This is a genomic window from Paenibacillus alba, assembly GCF_013204855.1.
GTDB lineage: Bacteria > Bacillota > Bacilli > Paenibacillales > NBRC-103111 > Paenibacillus_E > Paenibacillus_E alba.
The window spans coordinates 292,419-318,602 of record NZ_JABMKZ010000004.1 but is presented as its reverse complement, the minus strand read 5'-3'; the positions used below and the strand labels follow the sequence as shown (position 1 = coordinate 318,602).

The following is a 26,184-nucleotide window of genomic DNA, read 5'->3' as shown; positions in this document are numbered from 1 at the left end:
GTTTTAATATAATGCCCGTATACTTGCTATGATAGTGCTTTGCACTTGATTTATAGGCTGGAGGGATACTTGTGTTTATTCAAAAAATCAGAAAAATTGCCGTCATCACAACAATTACCGGACTTATTGCAGCTTTCCCAATGTCGGCGTTTGCGGCAACGAATTCGGCGACCCAGCACACATCGGTACATATCAGCAAACAAGCAACTACGTTGCAGTCCCAGAAGAAAAATCTGGAAAGTCAGCTTGCCAGCATTGAAAAATCAATCGAAAGCACTAAGAAGCTTTTGGAACAAGCGAAAACTGCAAAATCCAAGTCGAAAATTGCGAAATACGAACAGAAGCTTAAATCATTGGAAGCTAGTGAAAAGAAAATTAAAGATAAGCTAAAAGCAATAAAATAAAGACGAGCTCCATGCAGATGTTTCCAATTCATACGTTTACTCTGACCGCCTAATTGCTTAGGTGGTCTTTTCTTATTTGATTCCAAGGATACAGCTGAATAAATCAGAAAACCTCAGTGGATAGGGCTGGACAGGCAAGTGGTTGTTTCATAGGGGGAAACTTGCCATCGTACAGGCTTTTTTAACGAAATCATCTAAAAAGTGTAAAAGCCTGCGATTATGCATCTTTTTTCGCATGATTTCACCTGTTGGAGGCATATTCCTGCGATAATGCATCTTTTTCTGACTTATTAGCCATTTCAGACTCAAGATGCCTAAGAAGCCTGCACAATCGCATCTTTTTCAACTTTTCAAGCGATATTTTAAAAAAAGCCTGCATTTTTGCAGTTTTTATGGGGTGGGGTGGAGTGGAAGCCAAAGGCGGCATGAGCTTTAGCTTGATTAGCTGCTTCAGTCGTGTAGATTAGCTACACCGCTTGTGAAGTAAAGCTGCTTCAGTCGTGTAGATTAGCTACACCGCTTGTGAAGTAAAGCTTCTGCAGTCGTGAAGAAAAGCCTCCCGACTAAACCAAGCACCAAAAGATGCATAATCACAGGTTTACCCATAAATGGGCAGGACGCTTATCCCAGCTATTCCCGAAGTGAGCACGGGACGTTCCTCAAGACTTTTCTTTTAGGAGTACTTCTCGTGGCAGCTCGATAAAAAAGGTGAAATGCCCATTGGAATGAGTCAGCCCAATTCGTCCGTTATGGAGCTCGACGATGTATTTGGCAATGGATAGACCTAGTCCTGCGCCCGTAAGCATGTCGCGATCGCGCCGCGAAGGCTCCGCCTTATAAAAACGTTCGAACAATTGCTTCTCTTGATCCTCGGTTATCGGGATCCCCCAATTTTCAATGGCGAGCATAATTTGATTGTTATGTTCGGTAAGTCGAACGGTAATTTCACCGGATTTCAAGGAGAACTTGAGTGCATTCATGAGCAGGTTATCGACTGCCCGAACGAACTTTTCGACATTCACGTTAGCAAGGAGAGGCTTCAATTCCCAATCCTTCCTGACCGTTAGGGAGAGTTCTTGGGCAATCGGTTCGAACTCAATGATGATTTGCTCCAGCAAGCTGCTGAGATCAATTATTTGAAAGGAGAGATTGACGTCGCCGCTAGTTAGACGGGTATACTCGAAGAGATCGTCGATCAGCTTTTTCAATTGCTGGGTCTTATTATAAGTGTTATTGATGTATCGTTTATGTTCATCCAGGTTTTGATAGTTATCATTTTTGAGCAGGTTTAAATAACCGATGATGCTTGTTAAAGGCGTGCGTAAATCATGGGAAACATGCGTGATTAGCTCCATTTTGGACATCTCGATTTGTCGTTCTCTATTCATCATGCTTTGCAATTGCTCCGCCATATAATTAATGTTTTGGGCGACAACCCCCAACTCGTCTTGACTCGTTAAAGGAACACGATAATCGAGATCCCCCTTGGCTATCGACATGAGCCCGTCGGCAAGAGTCCGGATGTAACGGACGATATGACGCATCAAGAAGAAGGAAACGAGCAGGAAGATGCATAGAAAGGACAGGAAGGAAGTGGTTGCAGCGACTAATTCAGGCATGGCAATATGAGGAAGTAGAAACAGCCAAATATTAGCGAGGACTGTTGTTCCAAAAAATGAAACAATTAGGCTTAAAAGGAGTGACCCCAGCAAGCGCAGCCGAATGCTTTTTTTCCAGTTCAAGAGAGAGAGAAATTCACTATTCAACTTTATATCCCACTCCCCAAACGGTTTTGATGAATCGCGGTTCACGTGGATTGTCTTCAATCTTCTCACGAATATTGCGCACATGGACCATTACCGTATTGTCGGATAGAAATTTGTCTTCCTTCCAAACATTCCTGTAAATTTGCTCCACGTTGAACACTTGTCCGCGATGGCCGGCAAGCAGCTCGAGAATGGAAAATTCGATTGGCGTAAGTGTCGCTTCTTTGCCGCGAATTGTCACCAGATGCTTATTCTTATTGATTACTAAATCGTCGATTTCCATAAAGCTAGTATCGGAGGCTTTGCTGGCTTCAGTTCCTTCCGTGAACATCTGCCTGCGCAGCTGTGCTCTTACTCTGGCGATTAGCTCGAGCGGATTAAAGGGCTTGGCTAAGTAGTCGTCCGCTCCCGTGGTAAGCCCTGTTATTTTGTCAATATCCTCGCCTTTGGCAGAGAGCATAATAATGGGTATTTTCGTCATTTCTCTGATTTTGAAGCAAGCCTTGATGCCATCCATATTAGGCATCATGATGTCGAGTATAATCAAGTGAACCGGCTCTCGGCGCAGCAATTCAATAGCCTGAACGCCATCCTCCGCCTCAAACACCTGGTATCCTTCGTTTTGCAAATAGATGCGAATCACATCGCGAATTTCTGGATCGTCGTCGCTAACGAGAACCTTCATCGTCATAAGGAATCCCTCCTTTGTTGGTTTTACTTCTGGCATAACGAATAAGCGCCCAAACCACGAGAATCACGAACGGCACCCAAATGAATCGCAGGCTGTATTGGTAAATTAAATTTCCGGCTTCCCAAGCATGATCACCAATGTATCGTCCAATCATAAAGTACAGAAATGTCCAGACCAGCCCTGTTGTATAGGAGTAGAGGGCGTACTGTTTGAATGTTATTTTATGAGAGCCAACCACATAGGGCATTACATGACGAATGATGGGAACAAAATAACTGATGCATATTCCAAAGTTACCATATTTTCGAACAAGAGTCTCTGAAAAAAGCAAGTATTTTTCCATTTTCTTCTTGCGCTGCAATTTAGCTAACACGGGTGAGCCCACGTATTTGCCAAGCACATAGCCTAAAGATAAACCTGAACAGACACCCAAATAGGTCAGAATAAAAGCGGGAAGAGGCAGCAGCAGCGCATTAACCGTTACGGCACCACTAGTCATGACAACAACTTCATCCGGAATCGGGATGCCAACTATGCCAAGCCATAAAGCCAAAAATAGAGCTGCATAGCCATATTGCTGAATAAGTGAAAGAAGGGTTTCATAATTCATAAACAATAGCCTCCTTATATGGATTTTGCGTAAGCATCAGGGTAACCTTTTTCGGCAGACGTATACGAATGCAGGTGGGACATTCAAGGGGACAAAATGAATACGCTCGATATCGAATTGTTGGTTGAGCCGTTTTCTCATCTGCTGCGAATATTGGAAGGCGATAAATAACCCCCCAGGTTTCAGTGAGACTTGGATTTGCTGGATGAGCTTCTCGCGCAATGGTTCTGGAAAATTAAAAAATGGAAGTCCGCTTAAGATGCAATCCAGCTCATTGATTCCTTCGCTCTGTACGGCCGATTGAAGCATGCATGCGTCCTCATGGCACGTATAATCGGGAAACCGTGTGATCAATTGGCCGCGCAGAAATGAGTCTTTCTCGAATAACATCACTTGTGTTTCTTCCTGTAAAACGTTATTCATCTGCTTGGTTATCGCGCCTGTACCTGCCCCGAGTTCGGCGACGTTCTTCACCTGTCCCCAGGGAACGGATTCGAGCATCTTTTTGGCTAGAAAAACAGAGCTAGGTGTCACGCTGCCAATTTGCTTCGGCGCACGCATGAACTTATATAGAAAAAGCAGTTGATCTTTTAGTCCACTCAACATGTAAGTGATTCTCTCCCTTCAGTAGTTCCGATGACTACATCGTAAAGAAATATTCTGCAGAACGAACCAAGGAAAATATAAAGGAATTCTGAAGAAAAACTGAATATTCATTTGAATCGCCGGTTGGGGCAAATGAGAACGCCAAAAAGACCGCCAGTACATGCGCGATCTTGTTATTTTCTTATCAGATTATCTTTGCTTACACGATAGAATAGTTGACCCAATCCCCTTGGGCTCCGCCTAATTTATCAAATAAGTGCTGGGCTCGCTTATTTTCGGGAGCTGTTATCCATGACATGTAGGCATATCCGTGATCTCGCGAGTAATTTTGACAGTGGACAAACAGTTCAGCTTCCACTTCTGTATGTCTAAACTGCTCAAGCACAAAGAGATCATTCATAATCGTGATTTTGTCAGCTTTCATCGTACTAAATGCAAAATACAACGTAGCGAAGCCAATTAACTTTCCATCTTGTTCCGCTACAAACTGAATACCTTTTTGCTCGTCCATAAGGGTTTGAATTAAAGCATGTACTTTTTCCGTGGCTGGTCTAGGTTTTTGATAAAAACCAACGATGTATTCGTACATTAACTCGGTTAAGTGGTTTACATCATTAGCTTGTGCATTTCTTAGATAAAATGTCATGATAAATTCTCCTATTTGTGTACATTATTTTTGTATAATAATACAGCATAATGAATTAATATACAAGAAAATCAAAGTTTTCATAGTTAGTAGAGCAGACTACGGGGTAACCCTCAGGGATGCATGTCGTGTTCATGACTTCATCGAGTATCTGTCTGGATTCTGGGCTGTTGACTGGCTGGCGGTTGATAGCAATGAAAAGAGGAATAGTACCGCTGCCTACATCCAGAGTGAAAAATGGTAGACGATCTCAAAAGATTCAGATAATGTTAGATCAAAGGGGTTATAGTCACATAGAGATCGGTAACGAAGTCATATTGATCACCAAACTTTGAGTTGGGATGGAGTGGTTATTTTATGAGTTTGAATGTGAAAAACGAGCTTGCTTTGCCCCGCAGCACCCCTGAGGCACAGGGTCTGCCCTCGTCAGCCATTGTGGCATTTCTGGGAGCGGTAGAAACACACAATCTGGAGCTTCATAGCTTCATGCTGCTCAGAAACGGCTTCGTCGTCACCGAAGGATGGTGGAATCCGTATGTGGCTGAGCTTCCGCATTTACTATTTTCGCTCAGCAAAAGTTTTACTTCAACCGCCATCGGACTAGCTGTTTCAGAAGGCATCCTCTCTCTGGACGATCAAGTGATATCGTTTTTTCCAGACGAGACGCCGGATGAGGTGTTGCCGAATTTGTCGGCCATGCAAATTCGTCATTTGCTGATGATGGGAACAGGGCATGCGCAAGATACGTTGGGTTCGCTTAGGAAGAATGAGAACGGCAACTGGGCCGAAGCCTTTCTGCAGCAGCCGGTCGAGCACGCACCGGGAACTAATTTCGTATATAACAGCGGGGCAACTTATATGCTTTCTGCGATTTTACACAAAGTAACCGGACAATCTCTGATGGACTATTTGCAGCCACGTTTGCTCGATCCACTCGGGATCTATCATGCAACGTGGGAAACATGTCCGCGCGGCATTCACGCAGGTGGTTGGGGGCTTAGCCTTACAACGGAAAGCATCGCCAAATTCGGACAACTTTATTTGCAGCAGGGGATATGGAATGGAGATCGTATCATTCCTGAAGCGTGGGTGGCGGAAGCAACTTCGAAGCAAATTTCGAACGGCGACGGCGGTGAGAGCGATTGGGCTCAAGGATACGGCTATCAATTCTGGAGCTGCCGACATGATGCATACAGGGGCGACGGTGCGTTCGGGCAATTTTGCATCGTAATGCCGCAGCAAAACGCTGTCATTGCGATTACAGCAGGACTGAATAATATGCAAGCAGTGCTTGACGCAATATGGACGCATTTGCTGCCAGCTATGGTACCAACACCACTGCCGTATTTAGAGGAATCAGCTATCGAGTTAGCGGAGCGGCTACAGCAGTTGTGCCTTCAACCACCGCAATTAGGAGTCTCATCTCCCCAAGAAACGGCGTTTGCCGGGCAGTATCAACTTGAGGAAAATAGTCTGCGTTGGGATACGTTCACTATTCGCTTTGACGAGGGTGAAGCGAGTATCCAGCTTCGAGATCAAATTGGCGATCACCATTTCCGGTGCGGCCGGGGGGCGTGGATCGAACAAAAATCCAGCTTGAATCAAGGCTTGGAACAGCAAGTTGCAGTCAGCTTTACTTGGAGAGATCCGGATACGCTGGAGCTGACTGTGAGATATTTAGAGACACCGTTTTGCCATACAGTCGTTTGCCGTTCAGAGGGGACACAACTCACATTCGAAATTATTCTGAACGTTAGCTTCGGGCCGCAAGAAACGTTACTGATGAGAGGCGAACGGTTGTTGGAGCAATAAAGTATGGGGTTCTAAATAGGAGTGGTTTAAGTTTGAAATATCGTAAAGCAACGGATAGTTTTAAAAAAAGAGTAGCTGCCACGGCAGCTGCTCTTTTCGCATTTATTGATTAGTTCCATATAATGGGTTATATTTGGGTAGGTACTAATACTAGGTACTAAAAAAGGAGGGACGCAGTTGAAGTATTTTATAATTACTGGGACATCGCGCGGTCTAGGCGAGGCAATTACCTATAAGCTTATTTCTCCGGACCATCACCTCATTTGTATATCAAGAAAAATCAACGAAAGCTTAATGGCAAAAAGCAGTAACATGGATTACTTGGAATTTGATTTAAACAACGTCGAACAAGTGGATGCTATGATGGAAAAAGCATTCAGCAAAATGGATAAGGCAAGTATAGAAGGAGTCTATCTGATTAATAATGCAGCAGTCATTTCACCGTTGTCTCGGGTTGAACAAGGAAGTGCTCAAGAATTTAAACATAATCTTACAGTGAATTTACTTGCTCCGATGCTATTGACCTCATTATTTATTCGTTTTTCCGAGGAACTTCAGGTTGAGAAACGGGTACTGAATATTTCTTCCAGCTCTGCTAAACATCATCTTCCTGGAATGAGTGCTTATTCTGCTTCAAAGGCTGGCTTGGATGTTTTTACGAAATGTGTTGGAGTCGAACAAGGAAACCAAGCATTCGCAGTGAAGGTAGTATCGGTTTGGCCCGGGATGATTGATACGTGTTTGCAGGAAGAAGCAAGAAATACAAAGATAGAAACGTTTGCTTCTGCGGAAATTTTCAAAATGGTAAAAGATCGCGGGATGCTTGCTACCCCAGCTGCTACAGCTGAACAATTAGTCAATTTATTGCTTGGGGATCAATTCATTCAGGGCACTGTTGTTGAAGAGCTCTAGGGATAGCGGCGGCGCGTTGCGCTAAAGCGAAGGTGTGTAACACCTGCGAAAGCTCTCATGACGTCGGAGAAGACTTCCGCATAACGGCTTAAAGCCATCGCTTCTTAAGCCAGACACGGTAAACGACGTAGACGGACGCCAAAAAAAGGACATACACGCCGACGGACAAAACAAGCTTGCTGGTGCCAGCAAACAGATTGCTGCCGATGAACGCAAACAGGAGCATGGCAGGAATTTTGCCCAATGCGGACGCAACGGCGAAAGTGACGACCGGAATGGAAGTAATGGCAGGAATGACATTAACGACAGCCTGAGGAATAACCGGGATCAGTCGAGCCAATAAAATAGTCAGGAACGGATTTTTTTCAATCGCGACTTGGAGCTTTTCCAGCTTCTCGTACTTGGACAAGTAAGCGCGGCCCTGCTTTTGAAACAAGTAGCGTGCCAGCCAAAAAACAATGACAGACGCCACGGAAGCAGCAGTCCAACTGATCAAAGCGCCCAGCAATGGACCGTACATAAACCCGAGCATGCCGATAACTATTTTGTAGGGGATGACCGGCACGATAATAAAACCGAGCGCAGCCGCAAAAATAAGCAGAATGGGCGCATCCCCATACTGCATCCAATGCAAAATTTCATCTTTGAATACATAGACAATGAGTATGAGCACGAGATACGTGCAGATGGTGTACCATTTCTTCATTTGGTAAGGTGGCTCCCTTGGTCTGAGTCTTTCTTTTGGCGGTGTTGATCATACTTAGTGTAACACACAAACGGATTGTGTTATTCTGATTTAAATGATTTAACGCTCAGCAGGATTAAGAAGGAAAGAACTAAACTTTTATATCCGTATTTAAACGTGTTTCTTGTAAATGACTACATCGCTGAAAGGAGCCATTCCAGCATGGTTTTGATCCCTGATACATTTATTAAAAGAATGCACGAACTCCACGGTGAGAAAGGCGTCGCATGGTCGGAGTCGCTACCTAGACTGATCACCGACTGTGCAAGCCGCTTTGGCTTTAGTCCACAAGCTCCATTTTCCAATTTATCCTATAACTTCGTGCTCCGCGCAACCCGCAGCGATGGGACACCAGTCGTCCTTAAATCATCTTTCATGAAGGAGGAGCTGTTCAGAGAAGTTAGTGTTCTTCGCGCTTATGAGGGCCGAGGGGCGATTCATGTGCTTGATGCTGACGAGGAATGGGGAGTAGCACTGCTGGAGGGGGCCGAGCCTGGCACACCGTTATCGGTAATTGATGATGATGCGCGTGCGACGGACATCTTTTGTGACGTATTTCGCCACCTTCACCATTCGCCTCCAACTGGCAGTCTGTACCCGTCAATGAAGCAGCATTTCGGGGCAATTGAGCGATACCGAGAGCGATTCAAAGACATGAAAGATGACATGCCTCTGCCTCCGAGCTGGGTGGAGAATGCCGAAGAATGTCTGGAATATCTCATCGCGACCACAAATGAGAATCTCTTACTGCATGGCGATCTGCATCATGATAACATACTTCACCAAGGCGAAGAGAAATGGGCTGTCATTGACCCCAAAGGTATCATCGGCGACATCCATTTTGATACGATCCAATATCTGCTTAACTACGAGGATCGGGGTGGGGACTGCGAGCAGGTGCTTCGGGACAGGATAGCGTTTATGGCCGATCGCCTTGGTCTTGACCCTCGTCGAATAGCGATGTGGGGTGTGGCGCGAGGTGTGTTGGAGGCGTGTTGGACGATTGAAGACGGAGGAACGGATTGGCAGAGAGGCATCCAAATTACAGAACGCTTTGCCAAATTTCTGGATTGAGGTCTATTATAAAAGGTAATACAATCCTTCAAATCTTTATTTGTCATCATATTTTCACGAAAAAGAGGCTGTCTCAAAAGTCGAAAATGACTTCGAGGCAGCCTCTTCTATTTTAAAGGCTCCAACTGGTACGCCTAACCCTAACTCTAACTCCAACTGCAACTGCAACTGCAACTGCAACTGCCTATTCAGCTACACCCCCAACCTGTTGCCAAATTCCACCGGAAATATGCCAGTGTTATCCGAGTAAAAACTGCAAAAGTGCAGGATTTTTCAACAAAATCGCTTAAAAAATGAAAAAAACTGCAATTATGCAGGAATTTATTAATTATTCTTCCTAAAAATTGAAAAACTTCATCAAAAGATGCAGATTCGCAGGAATTCAGGTTCTACAGGTAGATTCTGAGCAAAAAAGATGTAGATTTGCAGGAATTTGTTCCTGCAGTTGCTTCAAAGTCATCAAAAGATGAGCAATCGTAGGAAAATAAAATAGGAATGGAGAATCGAGTGAGGGTGTCCCATAAGTCATAGAAATGACTGGAACCAACTTTCACGGCCAATGGATTTGGAGGAAGACATTTCTCAAAATCACCTCGTTCGCGTCGTGAATGCAGCCGTGAACCGGCTTGACGACACTATTTTTGACGCGGCTTACCCTGGAGGCGGACGAGACAGCTATCATCCGAAGATGCTCACCAAGGTCATCATCTACGCCTACACGCAGCGCATCTATTCCTCCTGGCAGATCGCCAAGGCTATCCGTGAAAATATCATGTTCATGTGGGTCGCCGGCAGACAGCGTCCCGACTTCCGCACCATCAACCGGTTTCGCTCCGAGAGAATGAAAGCCGTTCTGGAGACTGTGTTTACGGCAGTTCTCCAATTTCTGGCCGAGGAAGACTACGTGCAACTTGAACACTACTTTGTCGATGCAACCAAAATCGAAGCCAATGCGAATCGGTATACGTTTGTTTGGGGCAAAGCTGTCGTAAAGCACAAAGCCAAGCTTCAAGAAAAAGTTCAGACGTTGTTTGCCACCATCGAAGAAACGGAGAAACAAGAAGAACGAGCACATGGCGGCGGGGATCTGTACGAACTAGGCGAAACTTCGAAGATAACGAGTGAAAAGCTGTAGAATGCCGTTAAGCAACTGGAAGAAAAGCTGCAAGAAAAACCAAAGGACAAGCCACTGAAGAAGGCGGTGCGTGCGCTCCGTAAAGATTTACTCCCTCGCCTTCAAAAATATGAATACCATGAAGAAACTCTAGGAAATCGGAACAGCTACAGTAAGACCGACAAAGACGCCACGTTCATGCGAATGAAGGAAGATCACATGCGTAATGGTCAGCTCAAGCCGGGCTGCAATGTGCAGATTGGCACCGAAAATCAATTCATCCTCGGATACAGTGTCCACCAGCGGCCTACAGATACGCGATGTCTCATCCCTCATCTTGAAAAAGTAAAATCGCAGCTGGGTAAGATTCCAAGCACCGTTATTACTGATGCAGGCTACAGCGGCGAAGAAAATTACGATTATTTAGAGCTAAATGAAACTGAAGCTATTGTCAAATACAGCATGTATCACCGTGAAAAAAGCAAGGCATGGCAAAAAGATATAAGCAAAATCGACAACTGGACCTATGACGCCGAGCAAGATACATGGACATGCGCTGCTGGACAAACCCTCGTATTTCGCAGAGTAAGCAAGGAGAAACGGAAAGCGGATACGAAATCGAATACCGTCATTACCGGAGTGCAAGTTGTGAAGGCTGTCCACTAAAATCGCAGTGTACCAAAGCACAGGGGAATCGCGAAGTTAAAGTAAGTTTAAAGTATTTACGATTAAAGAATTAGGCACGAGAAAAACTTCGCAGCGAAGAAGGCTATGCGTTAGCAGTCCGGCGGATGATTGAACCGGAGCCTGTATTTGGTGATATCAAGAACAACCGAGGATTCAAAAGATTCCTGCTTCGTGGCTTGCCTAAAGTAAGCTTAGAGGTCGGGTGGCTTTCGCTTGCCCATAATTTGTTGAAGAAAGCGGCCGTAGACGCAAAAAGCAAAGGAGTTAAGCACATGAAAGCCGCTTAACTCCTTTGCACTTTTTAAAAAAACATTTTTCTGAATGGCAGCCATGTCCTAGAAGTCATTAGTTCTTACTTTTGGGACGGCCTCTTCTTGCACTTCAAAACTTACTTGTCACCCAACGGGACTATGATCACTTTTATTTTTGGTAAAATCGTCGCGCTTTGGCACGATTACCGCAATCGGCCATTGAACACCAGCGGCGGCTCCGGTTCCGGCTCGTATCGAAGAATAACCATCCACAAGCGTCTCCCTCACATTGTTTGACTCGTTCCAGGTCGTTTTTGGAAACGAGTAAATCTACAGCAGATTGCAAAATCGGAGGGAGCATAGTGTCCAAGGTTTTCTCGGTATGCTTGAACTTCAAAGTGTAATGATCCTTTTCTTGGATTACTTGCAAAGTTTGATAGAAGTGGCTCACTGCTACATTGAAACATTCCAGGTCTGGCGGGTGGGGCGATGTTTCCTTTGAAATGGATTTGAAGATTCGATACATGGTTTCCCGCATTTCGATTGCCTGCTTCAGAACATCTTCCGCTTCAGACGGTTGCTCCTCCGCTTTTAAAAGAAGAGCTTTTGCTTGTTGTCCGGTCAAGACTTCAGCATTGATGCACCAGTCGACCAATTTGGCGTAACTGGTAAACCAATCCCGCCTTTTCTCAGTACTCTCCCGCCAACTGACGGTATTAATGAAATCCATACACAAACGTTCTCCGACCATCATATAAGGGTTCGCTTCAGACATGATCAAAACTCCTTTACTATAACCATCTAAAGTAATTTTGATGGTTATAAATAAATTCAGGAGGTACTGAGATGGACAATCCGATGTTGGAAGCTGTTAGAACATTGTTGAAGGAAACATTTGATGGACCTGAAGAAAACGCAAGTTGGTACACAGAAGCGAAGCCTGGTAGCGGTTTATTCGGAACGCTTGAAAAATTATCGGCAGAAGATGCTTCGATACCTGTCAATGGTACAACAATCGCCGCACAAACGGATCATACCCGCTATTACTTATGGGTTGCGAATTACTACTTAAATGAAGAAGAACCCAAGAAGGACTGGGACGCGTCATGGGAAATCACAAACGTTGATAAAATCACATGGACACAATTTAATGATGAACTTCAACAAGAATACACAAAACTACTTAAAAAGATTGATTTACTTGACTCCTTAGATGAACAGAAATCGAATTGTCTGTTGGGAGTGATCGCTCACTCCGCCTACCACCTCGGTTCGATACGACAGATGATCAAAGCGATCAAAGTCTAAGTCAGACATAAACATTAAAAAAACTGGAGTATCATGTCATAGGAGCTCTCAACGGAGAAGCCAATGATTGGGAGATGCCTGGAGTAGCGCATATTCTCGATTCGACCCGAAAGCAGGTTGGATGCGGGAGCATCCTTCTCTTTCATGACGGCTTCGGGGACCGGTCCCAAACCATGGAAGCCGTTCGAATTTTGAGCAAGGAATTAACAGAAGAAGGTTACCAGCTTGTAACGGTTAGTGAGCTCTACATATGCCCTAATCATAATCAAAAATAGTGATCGTGAACAAGATCTCGAAAAGAACCTAGCCAACGGCTAGGTTCTTTCCGTTATTTTTGTGTTTGACTGGGATTTTGCTAACGAACTCATTCGAAGGGATAAACGTTCATCATCTACAAATTTCTGCCCTTAAACTTGATTTTACCGCATTATTGCCAAAGGAATCCCTTGATATAATGAATCGGCGGACGAACAAAACCAGAGATTTGTTTGCACAGTAGGAGGGAGGCATAGGCAGATGTCAACAGTTAAGCGGTTATTCAGTGTGATCATGACAGTTGTTTTTGCGGTAGGGTTTCTTTTTAACCCATTGAGTACAGGGGTTGAGGCGGAAGGAGGGGCTAACAGCCATACAGCAGTGCCGAAGGCAGTGATATTTCCCTACAACCAACCTGGAAAGTATGCCGCTTCAGTCAATTACACCTTAAAGGCGAATGGCGTGGATATTCCCGTCATCAAAGCTTTTGACGATTATGATTATGCGAATTTTTCCATGTCCGATGGACCGGTTACCTTTGAGGTTACGATTCTTAATACGGACAAAGTTCATGACTACGCGATCAGCCCCATGAAACTGGGGATTAAGCCGGACAGCGTAGTCGGTCGGACTTTGACGTTCACCACGCAGAAAGACGAGTATTTGATTGTGACAATGAATAGCAGGAAGACGCGTCTCGTAATTGCGGCTGACCCCGCAGAAACGGATGTTCCCGCATCCACGGGAGCAGGAATATTCAATGTCGGGCATGCCCCTTACCAAGTAACCTCAACAGGAGATCAGACGGGGGTTGCAGCTAGAACAGCAGCGATTCAGCAAGCGATTGACGATGCAAGCAGCTACGGAACAACAGCAGGGAATGGTGTGCAAGGGATCGTTTACATTCCTGCTGGGCAATATTATATTGGCAATCTGGTATTGAAAAGTAATACAGCGCTTTATATGCAGCCTGGGGCAGCGTTTATAGGAACGGGGAAAACGACCGATTATAAGGAACATTGGTACAAGGATTCAATGAGCAGGCCAGCAACCTGGTGGATCTCCACCGCTTTTGATTCAACCAATATTAAGCTGTATGGACGCGGAACCATTGATGGGAATGGCGCAGCGCTATATGCTGACAAATCGACAAATGGAAAAGGTATGATTAACAATCTGGTTGTACCTATCGCGACCTCCAATTTCAAAATGGATGGGATTATTATCAGAGAATCCGCTGCTTGGGCGGTTACCCCAGTGAGATCCCATGATCTTAGTTTTACGAATATGAAGTTTTTTAACAGTTTGGGTATGGGGGAAAATGACGGAATAGACGTCTGCGAGTCGCAGAATGTCGTGGTAAGAAATGCCATCGGCATTGCACTCGATGATCCGTTCTCGACGAAAGCATGGAAAGAGACGACAGATATTGCTTCAGGAAAAGTACCCTGGCCTGGTAGCCCACAGCCTGTGAGCAATGTTCTCTTTGAGGACGCCATCTCCTGGACGTTATGTTATGGCTTCAAAATTGGCCAAGGGGTTATGCAAAATCAGAATAACATTATCTTTCGAGATGGAGTCGTGTACAAGGCTGCTGTTGGATTTGCGATTCATCACAAATATGGCTCTGGTGCTGTAAGCAATGTTACTTTCGAGAACATGGATGTCGAGGATATTAGCGGCTTCAACGAGGACAACAGTGCTTGGATGACGTTGTTTACGGCGAATGGCGGCAATTTGGGCGTAGGTCCTATCTCAGGAATTACGGTCAAAAATATTACCGTGCGTGATGTTGGCGAAGGTGCTGCCAAAATAAAAGGCTTGCCGGATGCCCCCATAAGCGGAGTTACATTTGAAAATGTCTACTTGCCGGGAAAAACCCAGCCTGCAACAAGCTTATATGAGATGAATTTCACGAATAAGGATAATTATAGCGGCATCACCATTAAACCGGTTCAGAACCCGGAACCTAGGCCAAAGACGAATTTGGCCCTTCGTCAACCGGCGGTTGCATCTTCCAATGACAGTGCGGTGGATACGGCGCCGTGGGCTTTTGATGGGGATATGTCAACGCGTTTTGGCTCCAAGCGAGCCATTGACCCAGGTTGGATATATGTCGATTTGGGAGCCATGAAGTCTATTAATGAAGTAGGGCTTTACTGGGAAACTGCGTATGCCAAAAGCTATCAAATTCAGGTGTCGAATGATTTGCAAGCCTGGAATACCGTGTATAGTACAACCACCGGCAAAGGTTTATATGAGAAAATTACTTTTAATCAGACTGATGCCCGCTATGTAAGAATGTATGGTACCGTGAGGGCTACGCAGTATGGCTATTCCCTTTGGGAGTTTGAAGTGTATGGTCCAGAAGTATTACCGGAAACGATCACGTTGAACAAACCAGCTTTAACCTTAATCCCTGGCGAAACCGAGTCATTGACAGCAGAAGTGCTGCCAGCAAATACAACAAACAATCAAGCGATATGGTCTTCAAGTAACGTGAATGTAGCTACGGTTGACAAGAATGGAGTTGTTACTGCGGCAGGTCTTGGCAACGCTTCCATCACAGCCAAAACAGCAAATGGTGAATTCAAGGCTACGGCGACGGTTACTGTGGCGGAACTTAGCAAGCCTCAACTGCAATCTGCAATAGCGGGAGACGGTTACGTGAACCTGAGCTGGGGTAAGGTGGAAAGGGCCACGAATTATCACATCTATGCCAGCACATCAGCTGGTTCATACGACTCACCCATAGCAACAGTTGGTGATAATGTCTATACGTACAAGGCCGAAAAGTTAACTAACGGTACTAAGTATTATTTCGTCGTTAAGGCCATTCGTAGCGCAAGGGAGAGCGAAGTTTCCAATGAACTAGGAGCAACGCCGCAAGTATCAATACCAGGAGCACCTATAGTGACGTACGCAGTTCCCGGCAATGCGCAAGTGCGCCTTAGCTGGGAGAAGATGGATGGTGTAACGAATTATCATATCTTTGTTAGTGATCGTTCAGGCTTCTATGATAGTGAAATTGCGACTGTGAGCGACTCCGTTTATACGTATGATGTCACGAATTTGACCAATGGAATAGCTTATTATTTTATTGTAAAAGCGGACAATCCAGGTGGATTAAGTGAGGCATCCAACGAAGTGAGCGCAACTCCGCAAGTGTCTCCTCCTGAAGCGCCAGTCATTAAGTCCTCTGTTGCTGGAATCAGGCAAGTGCGCCTTAGCTGGGAGCCGATGGATGGTGTAACGAAGTATCATATCTTTGTCAGTACGAAATCGGGTGAGTATGGAAGCGAGCTTGCAACCGTAAGCAGCTCGGTGTACACCTATAATGCAGCAAACTTGAACAATGGTACGACTTATTACTTTATCGTTAAAGCTGATAATCCAGGCGGAGAAAGTGGAGCATCGAACGAAGTGAGTGCAGTGCCTTATATGGAGGAACAATCGAATAGTGGGAGGAGCAACACATCTACCCCTTCTCCGGAAAAGCCTCCTGTTCCTAATGGAGCAGGAGAACTAGGCACCATAGCCAAAGAAGAAAAAGGCGCTATCTCCACAACAATATATACTATTGATGCTAAGAAGCTGGAGCAGCGCTTATCCGAGGGCGGAGATGGAAGTCTACTTATTTTGTTAAACTCGGATAAAACAGATGGGTTCATAGGGAAACTGACGGGGCAAATGGTTAAAAGTATGGAACAAAAGAGGGCTGTGCTAGAACTACAAACCGAGGTAGCCACCTATACCTTACCAGCAAGCCAGATTCAAGTTGAAAGCTTGCAGAAACAGTTCGGTGATAATGTGGAGCTTCAAGATATTGTCATCCAGATTCAAATTGTTAAACCGACAGAAGATATGCTGCAGCTTGTAAAGAATACTGTTTCCAATGGCGATCTGAAACAGAAATCTTCACCCGTTGATTTTAAGGTGATTGCAAGCTATAAGGGACAAACAAAAGAGATTTCACAGTTCAGCAATTATGTAGGAAGAATGCTGGCTATCCACAATCAAGCCGATGTGGGTCAAATCACGACGGCAGTTGTGATCGACCAAGACGGTACCCTACGACACGTACCGACTAAGATTGTGTACATCGATGGCAAGTATTGGGCCCAGATAAATAGTTTGACGAATAGTGTTTACGTTCTGATCTCACACCGTATCGAATTTGAAGACGTTCAAGAGCACTGGGCAAAAAAAGAAGTGAATGATTTGGTTTCTAGAATGGTCCTGCAGGGACAAGACGAGAAGCACTTCAACCCGGATCAAGCTATTACGCGAGCGGAGTTCATCGCTATTATCGTTCGGGCGTTAGGCTTGAAGCCGCAAAATGGAAACGCATTATTCGTCGATGTTGCATCGACTGACTGGTACCACGCTGCGATACAAACTGCCGCTGCTAACCAACTGATAGCAGGTTATGAGGATGGCAGTTTCCGGCCAACGAATAAATTGAATAGAGAACAAGCGATGATGATCATGGCTGAAGCGCTTAAGTTAACAGGCATTCAGGAGAAATCAACGAATACAACTCTCTTGAACAAGTATCAGGATGCCGATCAAGCTTCAAATTGGGCGCAACAAAGTATATCCATTTGCTTGCAGACAGGTCTCGTTGCTGGGCGAGCGGAAAGTGTTCTTGCACCAAAAGGGAACATATCAAGAGCTGAGGTTGCCGTAATGTCGGAACGCCTTCTTCAACAGGCTGGTTTGATCAATCCGTAAAAGGAAAAGAGCTGCAAAGTCGCAGCTCTTTTTCTTATTTATTAACTAAACATCCTGAAAATTGAACGTAAGCCAAATTTGTTCCAAAAACTTCTCGGACGAATAGCCTCGCTCTTCTTTTTGAAAGGAATAGGAATCACTGCTTAACGCCATCAGCAGCATGTCGGCTTTAAACACGCTGTCCGGTGGGGTATGTCCGGTTACCGTCATTTCGTCCAACAGCCCGACGAGCAGTTGATGCAGCTCAACATACAGAGGACTTTGCGTTCGGGATCTAAAGCGATTCGTTGTAGTGGATTCCTCGACGCCTGTAAGCAGCTGGGATTTTTTCTCCCTGAACCGGATAAATAAAATGAGGACGCCTTTTAACCGCTGACTGGCCGGTGCTGTCCGATTTTGAGTCAAATGAGCTTCAATATTTTCAAAAAGAATGATGATGTTTTCTTTCATTAAATCGAGGCATAATTCGCTTTTGTTACGATAACGGCGATATAACGTACCCGGACCGATCTTTGCTTCCGTGGCAATTTGATTCATGCTGACCTGCTCGACGCCGTTATGCTCGAATAGCCGGAGGGCCGCATCTAAGATGCGCTGGCGGTTCTCGGCGGCATCGCGACGTTCGGAGCGTCCTTGAGTTTCTTCTGTATCATTCACGATTTCATCACTTCCTAAACATCCATTGTGAAGTACTATTGACAAGTGGAGACGTCTCCGTTTATTATCAAATGGAGAGTTCTCCGGTTAATACTAACATAATAAAAAGGAGCGTACAACATATGCTAAATCAATCTAATCACACTGCACTGTTGCTCATGGATGTACAAAATGCCATTACTTCGCGTTTCTCGGAACGTAGCGAAGCGTTGGTTCCGTTCCAAAAAGCGTTGGAAACTGCGCGGCGAAGCGGCATCCAAGTTATTTTTGTGCGGCTCGCATTTCGTGATGGGCATCCTGAGATAAGCCCGCGGAACAAGTCGTTCTCACGGATTTCTGAAACGGGAATGGGCGCAATGGGCCCTACGGATGCAGCTACTCAAATTCATTCCTCCTTGGAACCCAAGCCAGGCGAGCCAATTGTGACTAAGCTTCGTGTTAGCGCATTTGCGGGGAGCGATCTGGAAATCATCCTTCGTTCCCGCCAGATCAACACGCTGGTTCTCGGCGGCATTGCCACGAGCGGCGTTGTCCTATCGACATTGCGTGAAGCCGCAGACAAAGACTTTGCACTTACTGTTCTTTCAGATGCCTGCCTGGATGCCGACCCTGAGGTTCACCGTGTGCTCATAGAGAAAGTGTTCCCACGACAAGCGGAAGTCATGACCGTAGCTGCATGGGCAGAAACTTTGGATTAAAAATCAGGGTTCTTATGGCCCTGCGAAAGAAGGCTTCATTTTCATGCCGATATGGAAAAGAAATTTAATCGTTTGCTGGTTCGGAATGTTCGTTTCCGGCGTAGGAATGAGTATGCTTGCGCCTGTATTGCCGCTTTATATCCATCATCTTGGCGTTACGAATACAGCCTCAATTGCCCAATTATCCGGATTTGCATTTGGGATAACCTATATTATTTCAGCCATTTTCTCACCAATATGGGGGCTTGCTGCCGATAAGTTTGGACGTAAGCCGATGCTATTGCGGGCAAGCCTTGGTATGGCGATCGTAATCGGCTGCATGGGCTTTGCCACGAATGTGTATATTTTAATAGGATTGAGATTATTGCAGGGTGTAATCACAGGTTATGCTACAGCTTGCACGACATTGATTGCGACTCAGACGGATAAGGAGCACATCGGGTATGCGTTAGGCACCATTTCTACAGCAAGTATTGCCGGCTCTTTGCTTGGACCTTCGATCGGCGGTTTTATTGAAGAGGGGTTTGGCTTGCAAAACGTATTTTTCATTACAGGCGGGCTGCTGCTGATCGCATTCCTAACGACCGCCTTATTCGTCAAGGAATCCTTCACTCGTGAGGATAAAAAACTTCTGTCGCTCAAGGAGTTATGGCAGCTCCTGCCTGAGAAAAGTTTAACGATCACCATGTTTATCACTTTTTTTGTATTAACGGTAGCTTTATATTCGATAGAACCCGTTATAACCGTTTATATTACCCAATTGTCCCATGAAACCAGTCATATTGCCTTGATTGCCGGACTAACCTTCTCTGCGTCGGGATTGGCGAACATCGTTGCAGCGCCAAGGCTTGGCAAACTATCAGATCGAATTGGGGTCCACAAAGTGATGTTGTTCTCGCTTGTTGCGGCTGGAATCATTTTCATACCGCAAGCTTTTGTCAGCAACCCGTGGCAGTTGATGGGCCTTCGTTTTGTATTGGGTTTAACGGCAGCGGGATTGACGCCTTCTGTCAATGTCCTAATCAAGAAAATAACGCCAGCTTCCTTGACTGGCAGAGTATTTGGATTTGCCATGTCCGCGGGTTATCTAGGTGTATTCGGAGGTGCTGTTCTAGGGGGACAAGTGGCGGCTTGGCTCGGTGTCCAATATGTATTCCTATTCACAGGTGTTTTGTTATTGTTGAACGCGATATGGGTATATTTTAAAGTTTATAAGAAGCTGAGCAATAATGAAAAGCTCATGATGTGAGACGTCAAGTCAAATACAAGTGAGGAGCTCTTTTTTATGCAGATAAAATGGTTTGGCCACTCCTCTTTTTTACTGACATCAGAGGCTGGAACTAGGGTTCTTATTGATCCTTATTATAAATTTCTTGGTTACCGCATGCCGGTCCCTGTTGAGTCGGATATTGTTGTCGTAACGCATGATCATGGAGATCATAACAAAATTAAGGCTGCTTCAGGCGACTACCTGCTTGTTAATGAGCCAAAAGCCTACGTCCGCGGGGATGTGATCATGAGCGGATTTAAGACTTTTCATGACAAAGTAAATGGTCAGAAAAGAGGGCCTAATATTGTTTTCCGTTTCCATATAGACGGCTTGACGATTTGTCATTGCGGTGATTTGGGACATCTGCTGACGGAGGAACAAGTGCAGCAAATCGGCAAAGTGGATATCCTCATTGTTCCCGTTGGAGGGAGGATGACGCTTGGTGGCGCTGAAGCAGCTCAAGTGATGCGTCAATTGGAAGCCACTGTTGCGATTCCGATGCATTACAGTACGAAAGCTTTGGGGATACTAGGAAGAATTGTTTTCGAGAGAGCAGACAAGTTCATTACTGCTGTGGGACAGAAGGCGACGGAAGTAAACACTTTGGGAGTTACCAAAGAAAACTTATCTCACTATGCCGGTGTCGTCACTATGTCGTACAAATAATAGTGGATAAAACCTTGGATAAGGGCGCCCAGCAGGCGTCCTTATTTGGTTTCAGCACGCTGAGAAAGGAGGGGAGACCATGCAGAAGTATCTAAAACTTTGGTTGCAAGGGCTGCGAGGTGTGCGCGTTCTGTGTCAATAAGACCTTCGATTACAGCATTTATTTGACGCTCGATCTCATTGCCGACCCCATGTATAAGTTGCCGTCCGGCAGGAGTTACTCTTACGTTGAATCCACGCCGATCGTTGGGAGAGATCGTACGTTCGACGAGCCCACGACGTTCAGCACGATCGACTAGACCGGTAATACTGGATTTGTCTAAGCCTAGATGCTGGGCTAGCTGTAACATGCTCGGCTCGCGATCACGGAGAATTCCGAGCAGTCGAATTTGAATGAGTGAGAGATCATGGCCAGCTCCAATTCGGCCGAGAACCGTCTGGACAAGGTAGGAAAGTTGTACCAAGCCATCCACGATCGAAAGTTCGTTTTGATTATTAAATAGGGCATCATTGTTCATGGGATTCACTCCAGATTTCGCTGTATATGGACACTTTTCTCTTCACATTGTACCACAACAGCCATTGACTTTGTTCGCGGAACAAACTATATTGTTTGTAACACAAACTAAATTCTCGACTAAAGCTGAGAATGGAGGTCCATATGATGTTTGCTGCTATTGTACGTTCGTTCGATTGTGCTCCAAAATTCGAGTTGGTGGATACACCAGAACCGTCTGAAAGTAGTGAGGTCCTTGTTGACGTTCTTGCTGCGGGTTTGCACAATCGTGTGAGATCTCAGGCTAACGGTTCTCACTACACCAGCTCCGACGAGCTGCCGTTAATCCCCGGTATTGATGGTGTTGGGCGATTGCCTAATGGACAGTTGGCCTATTTCGTAGTGCCTGACACATCTCTGGGTACGTTCGCAGAAAAGGCGGTCATTGACTTGCGACGCAGTGTACCTTTGCCTGAAGGTGTTGATCCTGTTCTAATCGCTGCTGCCATGAACCCAGCGATGTCATCATGGGTAGCTCTTCGCCGCCGAGTTGATTTTCAGCCTGGGCAAAAGGTTCTGGTTCTTGGCGCGACAGGAAGCTCCGGACAGATGGCTGTCCAGATTGCCAAGCTTCTTGGTGCAAGTCAGGTTATCGCTGCCGGACGTGACCAGAATCGGCTCAATTCCCTTTCAGCGTTAGGCGCGGACGTTATCGTTTCTCTCGCAGGCGACCCAGAGGCGGCTGCCAAACGGCTTGGTGAAGCAGCTTCTGAAGTTGACATCGTCATTGACTATCTCTGGGGGAAGCCTGCTGAGCTTGCGATGCTCCCGCTGCTGACGCAAAGATCAGATCGGAGCCGAAAGCTAACTTGGATTCAAATTGGTTCCGTTGCTGGCGCTACTGCCGCTGTGCCTTCTGTCGCACTTCGATCTGCCAATTTTCAAGTGGTTGGCAGTGGCCAAGGTTCGGTCTCGACTGCTGGGTATGTGGCCGAATTTCCAGCGCTAATCGACGCTATTTCGGCTGGTAAGCTTAAAGTGAATTCGGTCTCTTTTCCACTTTCCCAAGTGGAGGAAGTTTGGAATGCTCCCGCTGGGATGGGGGAACGGGTTGTGTTCATCCCGTCTGCGGGAACGGAAAGAGCGCTCTAAAATCGTTTCCTGATTCGACATAAACAATTGCTAATAGAATGATTAAAATCCGTCCTTCATAGAATAGAGAACAATGCTTGCTTAGAAAGGAGCCTTACATGGATCTCTATCATGCTGGGCGGATTCCCCGCTCCATTATTCCTGAAAATCAGGAATTCCCCATGTTATCACTATCAAGCAGGATTACACCAGAATTCCAGTATTATATCCGCAATCATTTTCCTTATCCTGCATTACCTTTAAACGATTGGGTGCTAAAGATTGAGGGACTTGTACATAAACCAATCTCTCTCAGTTATCAGGCGCTATATCAATGTCCCCAAATCACCTTGCCAGTTACAATGGAATGTGCAGGCAACAAGAGAGCCTATTACCAGCCCAAAACCAAAGGAGATCAATGGGAGCAGGGGGCTGTAAGCCATGCGCTTTGGACAGGAGTGCCTCTTCGAACACTTCTGCAGATAGCTGGTATAATGCCTGATGCTAGGGAAGTCATATTTGAAGGAGCGGATGCAGGCGAACGTGTAGACTTGCCAGGCATGTTTCCTTTTGCCCGAAGCCTTCCAATAGAAAAAGCTATGGACCCCGATACGCTGATAGCTCTTTGTATGAACGGAAAACCAATACCCTACAAACATGGATACCCTGCAAGATTAATCGTTCCGAACTGGTATGGCATGGCTTCTGTCAAATGGCTTAGCCGTATTGTGGCTATAGATCACGTGTTTATGGGACCATTCCAAACAAATGATTATGTCATATACCGCTCCGAAACAGATTCTCAGCGCAGACCTGTGACTTTGATGAAGGTGAATTCCGTTATTGCCCAGCCCACAGATCAAGCCGTTGTCAGAAGAGGGAGGCACTTCATTACAGGTACAGCATGGTCAGGTCATGGGCTCGTTAAGAAGGTTCAGATTAGCTTTGATCATGGAGAGACATGGGATCAGGTGTTTTGGATTGATTCAGAGGAAAAGTACAGCTGGAGAAGATGGATGTGGGAATGGCATGTAGCGGAACCTGGAACCTACACGATTAGGGTGAAGGCGACAGATGACAAGGGCAATACCCAGCCTCTTCAGGCGGATTGGAATGTGAAGGGCTATGAAAATAACTCCATTTTTCAAATTAAGGTTTATGTGGAGTGATTTTTTTGTTTTTATATTGACTTATATATCAATCAAAAATAAAATAGAATCAAGGAGTGTGATTTTATCTTGTTTGTTGAAGAAAAGAAAGGCGAAAATTTGAAAATATTGGTGATTGTGGCTCATCCTAATTTGGAGCAGTCGCGCGTGAACCAGCGGTGGGTCACGGAATTGCACAAACATGCTCATCAAGTAACGGTGCACGAATTGTATGGAGCATATCCGAATAAAACAATTGACATTGCTCATGAACAAAACCTTCTAGCTGAACATCATCGTCTTGTGCTGCAATTCCCTCTTCAATGGTACGGTACACCTTCCTTGCTAAAGCAATGGCTGGATGAAGTTTTTACAACTACTTGGCTGTTCGGGCCCGGAGGCAGAAAAGTAGCTGGCAAAGAACTCGTGCTCGCCATCTCTATCGGCGGTGCCCGAGAGACGTACCAGGCAGGCGGCTTGATCGGTTATACCATTAGCGAACTGACCCGCCCCTTGCAAGCCTTCGCCAACCAAATTAGCATGACGATGCTCCCGCATTTCGAATTCTACGGCGCGGTACAGGCAACGGACGAACAGATCGAAATGAGCACTCAACCATTCATCCAACATATCTTGGACCCCGAACTCGATCCTCGAATAGCAAGGAAACGAATGTTTGAAGAAATGCAGCAAAAAATAGGCATGGCACAGAAATAATTGCAGCACCGCGGACGCTATGTTCGTGGTGCATTTTATATTCACTGAACGTTCAGTCTTAATTAGTCATTAGTATGATAACCGCTAATTGCGGCTTTTTTCATTTGTATGTAAAGGATAAATTTTCGGTGAGTGGAAAGCAGGAGACCGCCCTTTTTTTTGAGAAGGGATGAAGTGAAAAGCGGGTTTCATTGGATTAATTCCAGTGAAACCTAGTTTGAGGAGCTTGATGAACGATTTCATTGGAAAAACTCCAATGCATAATTTAAAAAAGCAGGTATTTTGAGGTTTAATGGAAATTTCCATTGGATTAATTCCAGAGAAACCTTGCACCAAGACCTTTGAGGGCTGATTTGATTGGAAAAACTCCAATGAGAAAAATAAATACCTGCTTACGAAACACCGTTAACTGACCACTGGACTCCTGCAGAGAGGGACAGATCAACTTTATTCGGAGGAAGTCTATATTTCTATGATATATTCAAAATTGCTTCGCTGGCAGAATGAATAACTAAGTACGTATGAATTTATTATATGGTAATATCTAGGTTAGAAGTTGTCCAATGATATTCGCGCAAAGAAGGAACGTGAAGGTATGACGGAAGAACTGCACCAGAACAAGGAAGCCCCGGCTCCAATGCTAAAGAAACGGTGGGTAAGAACGGTGGCGTCGTACATCGCGATTGCCGTTACCCTACATGACACAATGAAGTATCCCTCTTTTGCTCAATCGTGGATAGAGTGGCTGTTCCTGCTGGGGTACTTGCTATTGTGTTGGTTCCCCCGCGGAAAAAGCTATAGTTTACGGGGGATAGCAATTATTTCAGTGTCGATTGCACTTACGCATGTGCTCAATGTTATCCTGCTCCACTCCGGCTATTGGAATATATCGCTGCAGCTCATCCTGGTTGGTTTTATGACCAGTAGAACAGGAACGCGTTATATCCAATGGATTGGCGGGGGGATTATCGTGGAAATGATTGCGCTCTCCTTGATGTTTCCGGATTCGCTGGAAAATCGAATATGGAGTTTAGTCAGCATTGCGGGCGTATATTTTGGGGTTCGCGGTATTGCATACCGCAATGAATATCACAGACGGATTCAACAGCATTTAGAGGCTTTACAAAAGGCGCATGAAGAATTGCAAGAGGCAACGCTTGTGTCCATGCATCATGCGGTGCTGGAAGAGCGCAGCCGGATTGCCCGGGATATTCACGACTCGCTTGGACACAGTCTCACATCATTGATCGTACAATTGCAAGCGGTGCAATATATGGTCGCTGGCGGTCCAGATGAGGCGCGCGAAGCTGTGAAGAACATGCTTGCCGTGGCGCGGCAAAGCTTGAAAGATATCCGCAGCTCTGTCCATGCGCTGGCTGACGACAGGCATAATCTTGGCATCGACTCGCTTAGAGCGCTTTTATCGCAAACACAAAATCACTCTGGGCTGCAGGGTATTTTTCATGCAGAGGATGGCTTGGATCTGCCTTCAGAGATGCTCATTGTTCTGTACCGAATTTTGCAGGAAGCACTAACGAATATCACAAGGCATGCGGAAGCGACATCCGTAAGCGTTAATATTCACAAAAGCGAAGGTGAAGTATTCATGGTAATTGCCGACAATGGCAAGCTAGCTGATGTGCAGGGGCTTCATCTTGGTTTTGGCTTGCAAGGGATTCAGCAGCGCGCGGCGTCCCTTGGAGGCACTTGCGAGTTTGTACCCGGAGTGCCAAGCGGTCTTCAGGTAAAAGTACGAATACCTTTAGTGGTATAGGAGGAAACATAA

The 26,184-nt window shown here is 45.5% G+C and carries 22 protein-coding genes and 2 pseudogenes; 15 read left to right on the top strand and 9 right to left on the bottom strand.

The features are described from left to right. Positions 1–71: 71 nt before the first annotated feature. Positions 72–404, top strand: coding sequence for a hypothetical protein (locus HQN90_RS08390; RefSeq protein ID WP_173217319.1), 333 nt, complete (start codon positions 72–74; stop codon positions 402–404). A gap of 659 nt (positions 405–1,063) precedes the next feature. Here HQN90_RS08390 and HQN90_RS08385 read toward each other — a convergent pair. The 5 genes from HQN90_RS08385 to HQN90_RS08365 all read right to left on the bottom strand — a co-directional run bounded on the left by HQN90_RS08385 (position 1,064) and on the right by HQN90_RS08365 (position 4,723). Beyond that, complete coding sequence (locus HQN90_RS08385) at positions 1,064–2,170, bottom strand: HAMP domain-containing sensor histidine kinase (protein ID WP_246362152.1); 1,107 nt, start codon at positions 2,168–2,170, stop codon at positions 1,064–1,066. Continuing rightward, entirely contained in the window at positions 2,163–2,861 is a 699-nt protein-coding gene (locus HQN90_RS08380; RefSeq protein WP_173217317.1) for a response regulator transcription factor, read from the bottom strand. Before HQN90_RS08380 ends, HQN90_RS08385 begins: the two co-directional genes overlap by 8 nt. Then, positions 2,839–3,471, bottom strand: coding sequence for a DedA family protein (locus HQN90_RS08375; protein WP_173217316.1), 633 nt, complete (start codon positions 3,469–3,471; stop codon positions 2,839–2,841). The genes HQN90_RS08380 and HQN90_RS08375 overlap by 23 nt, the downstream gene beginning before the upstream one ends. A gap of 36 nt (positions 3,472–3,507) precedes the next feature. Beyond that, positions 3,508–4,077 carry a class I SAM-dependent methyltransferase gene (locus tag HQN90_RS08370; protein WP_173217315.1) on the bottom strand — a complete coding sequence of 190 codons (570 nt, stop codon included), beginning with the start codon at positions 4,075–4,077 and terminating at the stop codon, positions 3,508–3,510. Between the two features lie 199 nt (positions 4,078–4,276). Then, positions 4,277–4,723, bottom strand: a complete 447-nt coding sequence (locus tag HQN90_RS08365; RefSeq protein WP_173217314.1) for a GNAT family N-acetyltransferase — start codon at positions 4,721–4,723, stop codon at positions 4,277–4,279. Positions 4,724–5,080: 357 nt separating this feature from the next. On the opposite strand from HQN90_RS08365, the gene HQN90_RS08360 reads away from it, so the two are divergent. Both HQN90_RS08360 and HQN90_RS08355 read left to right on the top strand, forming a co-directional pair. After that, positions 5,081–6,535, top strand: coding sequence for a serine hydrolase domain-containing protein (locus tag HQN90_RS08360; protein WP_173217313.1), 1,455 nt, complete (start codon positions 5,081–5,083; stop codon positions 6,533–6,535). A gap of 177 nt (positions 6,536–6,712) precedes the next feature. After that, positions 6,713–7,447 (top strand): (S)-benzoin forming benzil reductase, encoded by a 735-nt coding sequence (locus HQN90_RS08355; protein WP_173217312.1) that lies wholly within the window; start codon positions 6,713–6,715, stop codon positions 7,445–7,447. Positions 7,448–7,535: 88 nt separating this feature from the next. Here HQN90_RS08355 and HQN90_RS08350 read toward each other — a convergent pair whose 3' ends face one another. Beyond that, positions 7,536–8,153: a TVP38/TMEM64 family protein gene (locus HQN90_RS08350; RefSeq protein ID WP_173217311.1), complete on the bottom strand. Its 618-nt coding sequence runs from the start codon at positions 8,151–8,153 to the stop codon at positions 7,536–7,538. A 201-nt stretch (positions 8,154–8,354) separates the two neighbouring features. Here HQN90_RS08350 and HQN90_RS08345 point away from each other — a divergent pair, with 201 nt between their 5' ends. Both HQN90_RS08345 and HQN90_RS08340 read left to right on the top strand, forming a co-directional pair. Beyond that, a complete protein-coding gene (locus HQN90_RS08345) occupies positions 8,355–9,266 on the top strand; it encodes an aminoglycoside phosphotransferase family protein (protein WP_173217310.1) in 912 nt (303 codons plus the stop codon). A gap of 559 nt (positions 9,267–9,825) precedes the next feature. Continuing rightward, positions 9,826–11,354: pseudogene (locus tag HQN90_RS08340) on the top strand (IS1182 family transposase). 133 nt (positions 11,355–11,487) lie between these two features. Here HQN90_RS08340 and HQN90_RS08335 read toward each other — a convergent pair. Next, a complete protein-coding gene (locus HQN90_RS08335; protein ID WP_173217309.1) occupies positions 11,488–12,093 on the bottom strand; it encodes a CGNR zinc finger domain-containing protein in 606 nt (201 codons plus the stop codon). Positions 12,094–12,164: 71 nt separating this feature from the next. Between HQN90_RS08335 and HQN90_RS08330 the strand changes: the two genes are divergently transcribed. From HQN90_RS08330 to HQN90_RS08325, 3 genes and pseudogenes are all read left to right on the top strand, one after another. Beyond that, entirely contained in the window at positions 12,165–12,626 is a 462-nt protein-coding gene (locus tag HQN90_RS08330) for a hypothetical protein (protein ID WP_173217308.1), read from the top strand. 29 nt (positions 12,627–12,655) lie between these two features. Continuing rightward, positions 12,656–12,901 (top strand): annotated as a pseudogene (locus tag HQN90_RS38600) (polysaccharide deacetylase family protein); the annotation flags it as partial. 241 nt (positions 12,902–13,142) lie between these two features. Continuing rightward, positions 13,143–17,615 carry an S-layer homology domain-containing protein gene (locus tag HQN90_RS08325; protein WP_173217307.1) on the top strand — a complete coding sequence of 1,491 codons (4,473 nt, stop codon included), beginning with the start codon at positions 13,143–13,145 and terminating at the stop codon, positions 17,613–17,615. Positions 17,616–17,660: 45 nt separating this feature from the next. Here HQN90_RS08325 and HQN90_RS08320 read toward each other — a convergent pair whose 3' ends face one another. Beyond that, positions 17,661–18,272, bottom strand: a complete 612-nt coding sequence (locus tag HQN90_RS08320; RefSeq protein ID WP_173217306.1) for a TetR family transcriptional regulator — start codon at positions 18,270–18,272, stop codon at positions 17,661–17,663. Between the two features lie 122 nt (positions 18,273–18,394). On the opposite strand from HQN90_RS08320, the gene HQN90_RS08315 reads away from it, so the two are divergent. Genes HQN90_RS08315 through HQN90_RS08305 form a run of 3 tightly spaced genes read left to right on the top strand, consistent with a single transcriptional unit; the run spans position 18,395 to position 20,906 of the window. Next, entirely contained in the window at positions 18,395–18,970 is a 576-nt protein-coding gene (locus tag HQN90_RS08315; RefSeq protein WP_173217305.1) for a cysteine hydrolase family protein, read from the top strand. 43 nt (positions 18,971–19,013) lie between these two features. After that, positions 19,014–20,219: a multidrug efflux MFS transporter gene (locus tag HQN90_RS08310; protein WP_173217304.1), complete on the top strand. Its 1,206-nt coding sequence runs from the start codon at positions 19,014–19,016 to the stop codon at positions 20,217–20,219. 36 nt (positions 20,220–20,255) lie between these two features. Further along, positions 20,256–20,906 carry an MBL fold metallo-hydrolase gene (locus tag HQN90_RS08305; RefSeq protein ID WP_173217303.1) on the top strand — a complete coding sequence of 217 codons (651 nt, stop codon included), beginning with the start codon at positions 20,256–20,258 and terminating at the stop codon, positions 20,904–20,906. Between the two features lie 41 nt (positions 20,907–20,947). Here the strand turns inward: HQN90_RS08305 and HQN90_RS39275 are convergent, their stop codons facing one another. Next, positions 20,948–21,424: a MarR family winged helix-turn-helix transcriptional regulator gene (locus tag HQN90_RS39275; RefSeq protein WP_173217446.1), complete on the bottom strand. Its 477-nt coding sequence runs from the start codon at positions 21,422–21,424 to the stop codon at positions 20,948–20,950. A gap of 143 nt (positions 21,425–21,567) precedes the next feature. Here HQN90_RS39275 and HQN90_RS08295 point away from each other — a divergent pair, with 143 nt between their 5' ends. From HQN90_RS08295 to HQN90_RS08280, 4 genes are all read left to right on the top strand, one after another. After that, a complete protein-coding gene (locus HQN90_RS08295) occupies positions 21,568–22,554 on the top strand; it encodes a quinone oxidoreductase family protein (RefSeq protein ID WP_216855250.1) in 987 nt (328 codons plus the stop codon). A gap of 98 nt (positions 22,555–22,652) precedes the next feature. Next, a complete protein-coding gene (locus HQN90_RS08290) occupies positions 22,653–23,702 on the top strand; it encodes a sulfite oxidase (RefSeq protein ID WP_173217302.1) in 1,050 nt (349 codons plus the stop codon). A 69-nt stretch (positions 23,703–23,771) separates the two neighbouring features. Further along, positions 23,772–24,398 carry an NAD(P)H-dependent oxidoreductase gene (locus tag HQN90_RS08285; protein ID WP_246362151.1) on the top strand — a complete coding sequence of 209 codons (627 nt, stop codon included), beginning with the start codon at positions 23,772–23,774 and terminating at the stop codon, positions 24,396–24,398. 595 nt (positions 24,399–24,993) lie between these two features. Then, on the top strand, positions 24,994–26,172 hold the full coding sequence (locus HQN90_RS08280) for a sensor histidine kinase (protein ID WP_173217301.1): 1,179 nt from the start codon (positions 24,994–24,996) through the stop codon (positions 26,170–26,172). The last annotated feature ends 12 nt before the right edge of the window (positions 26,173–26,184 follow it).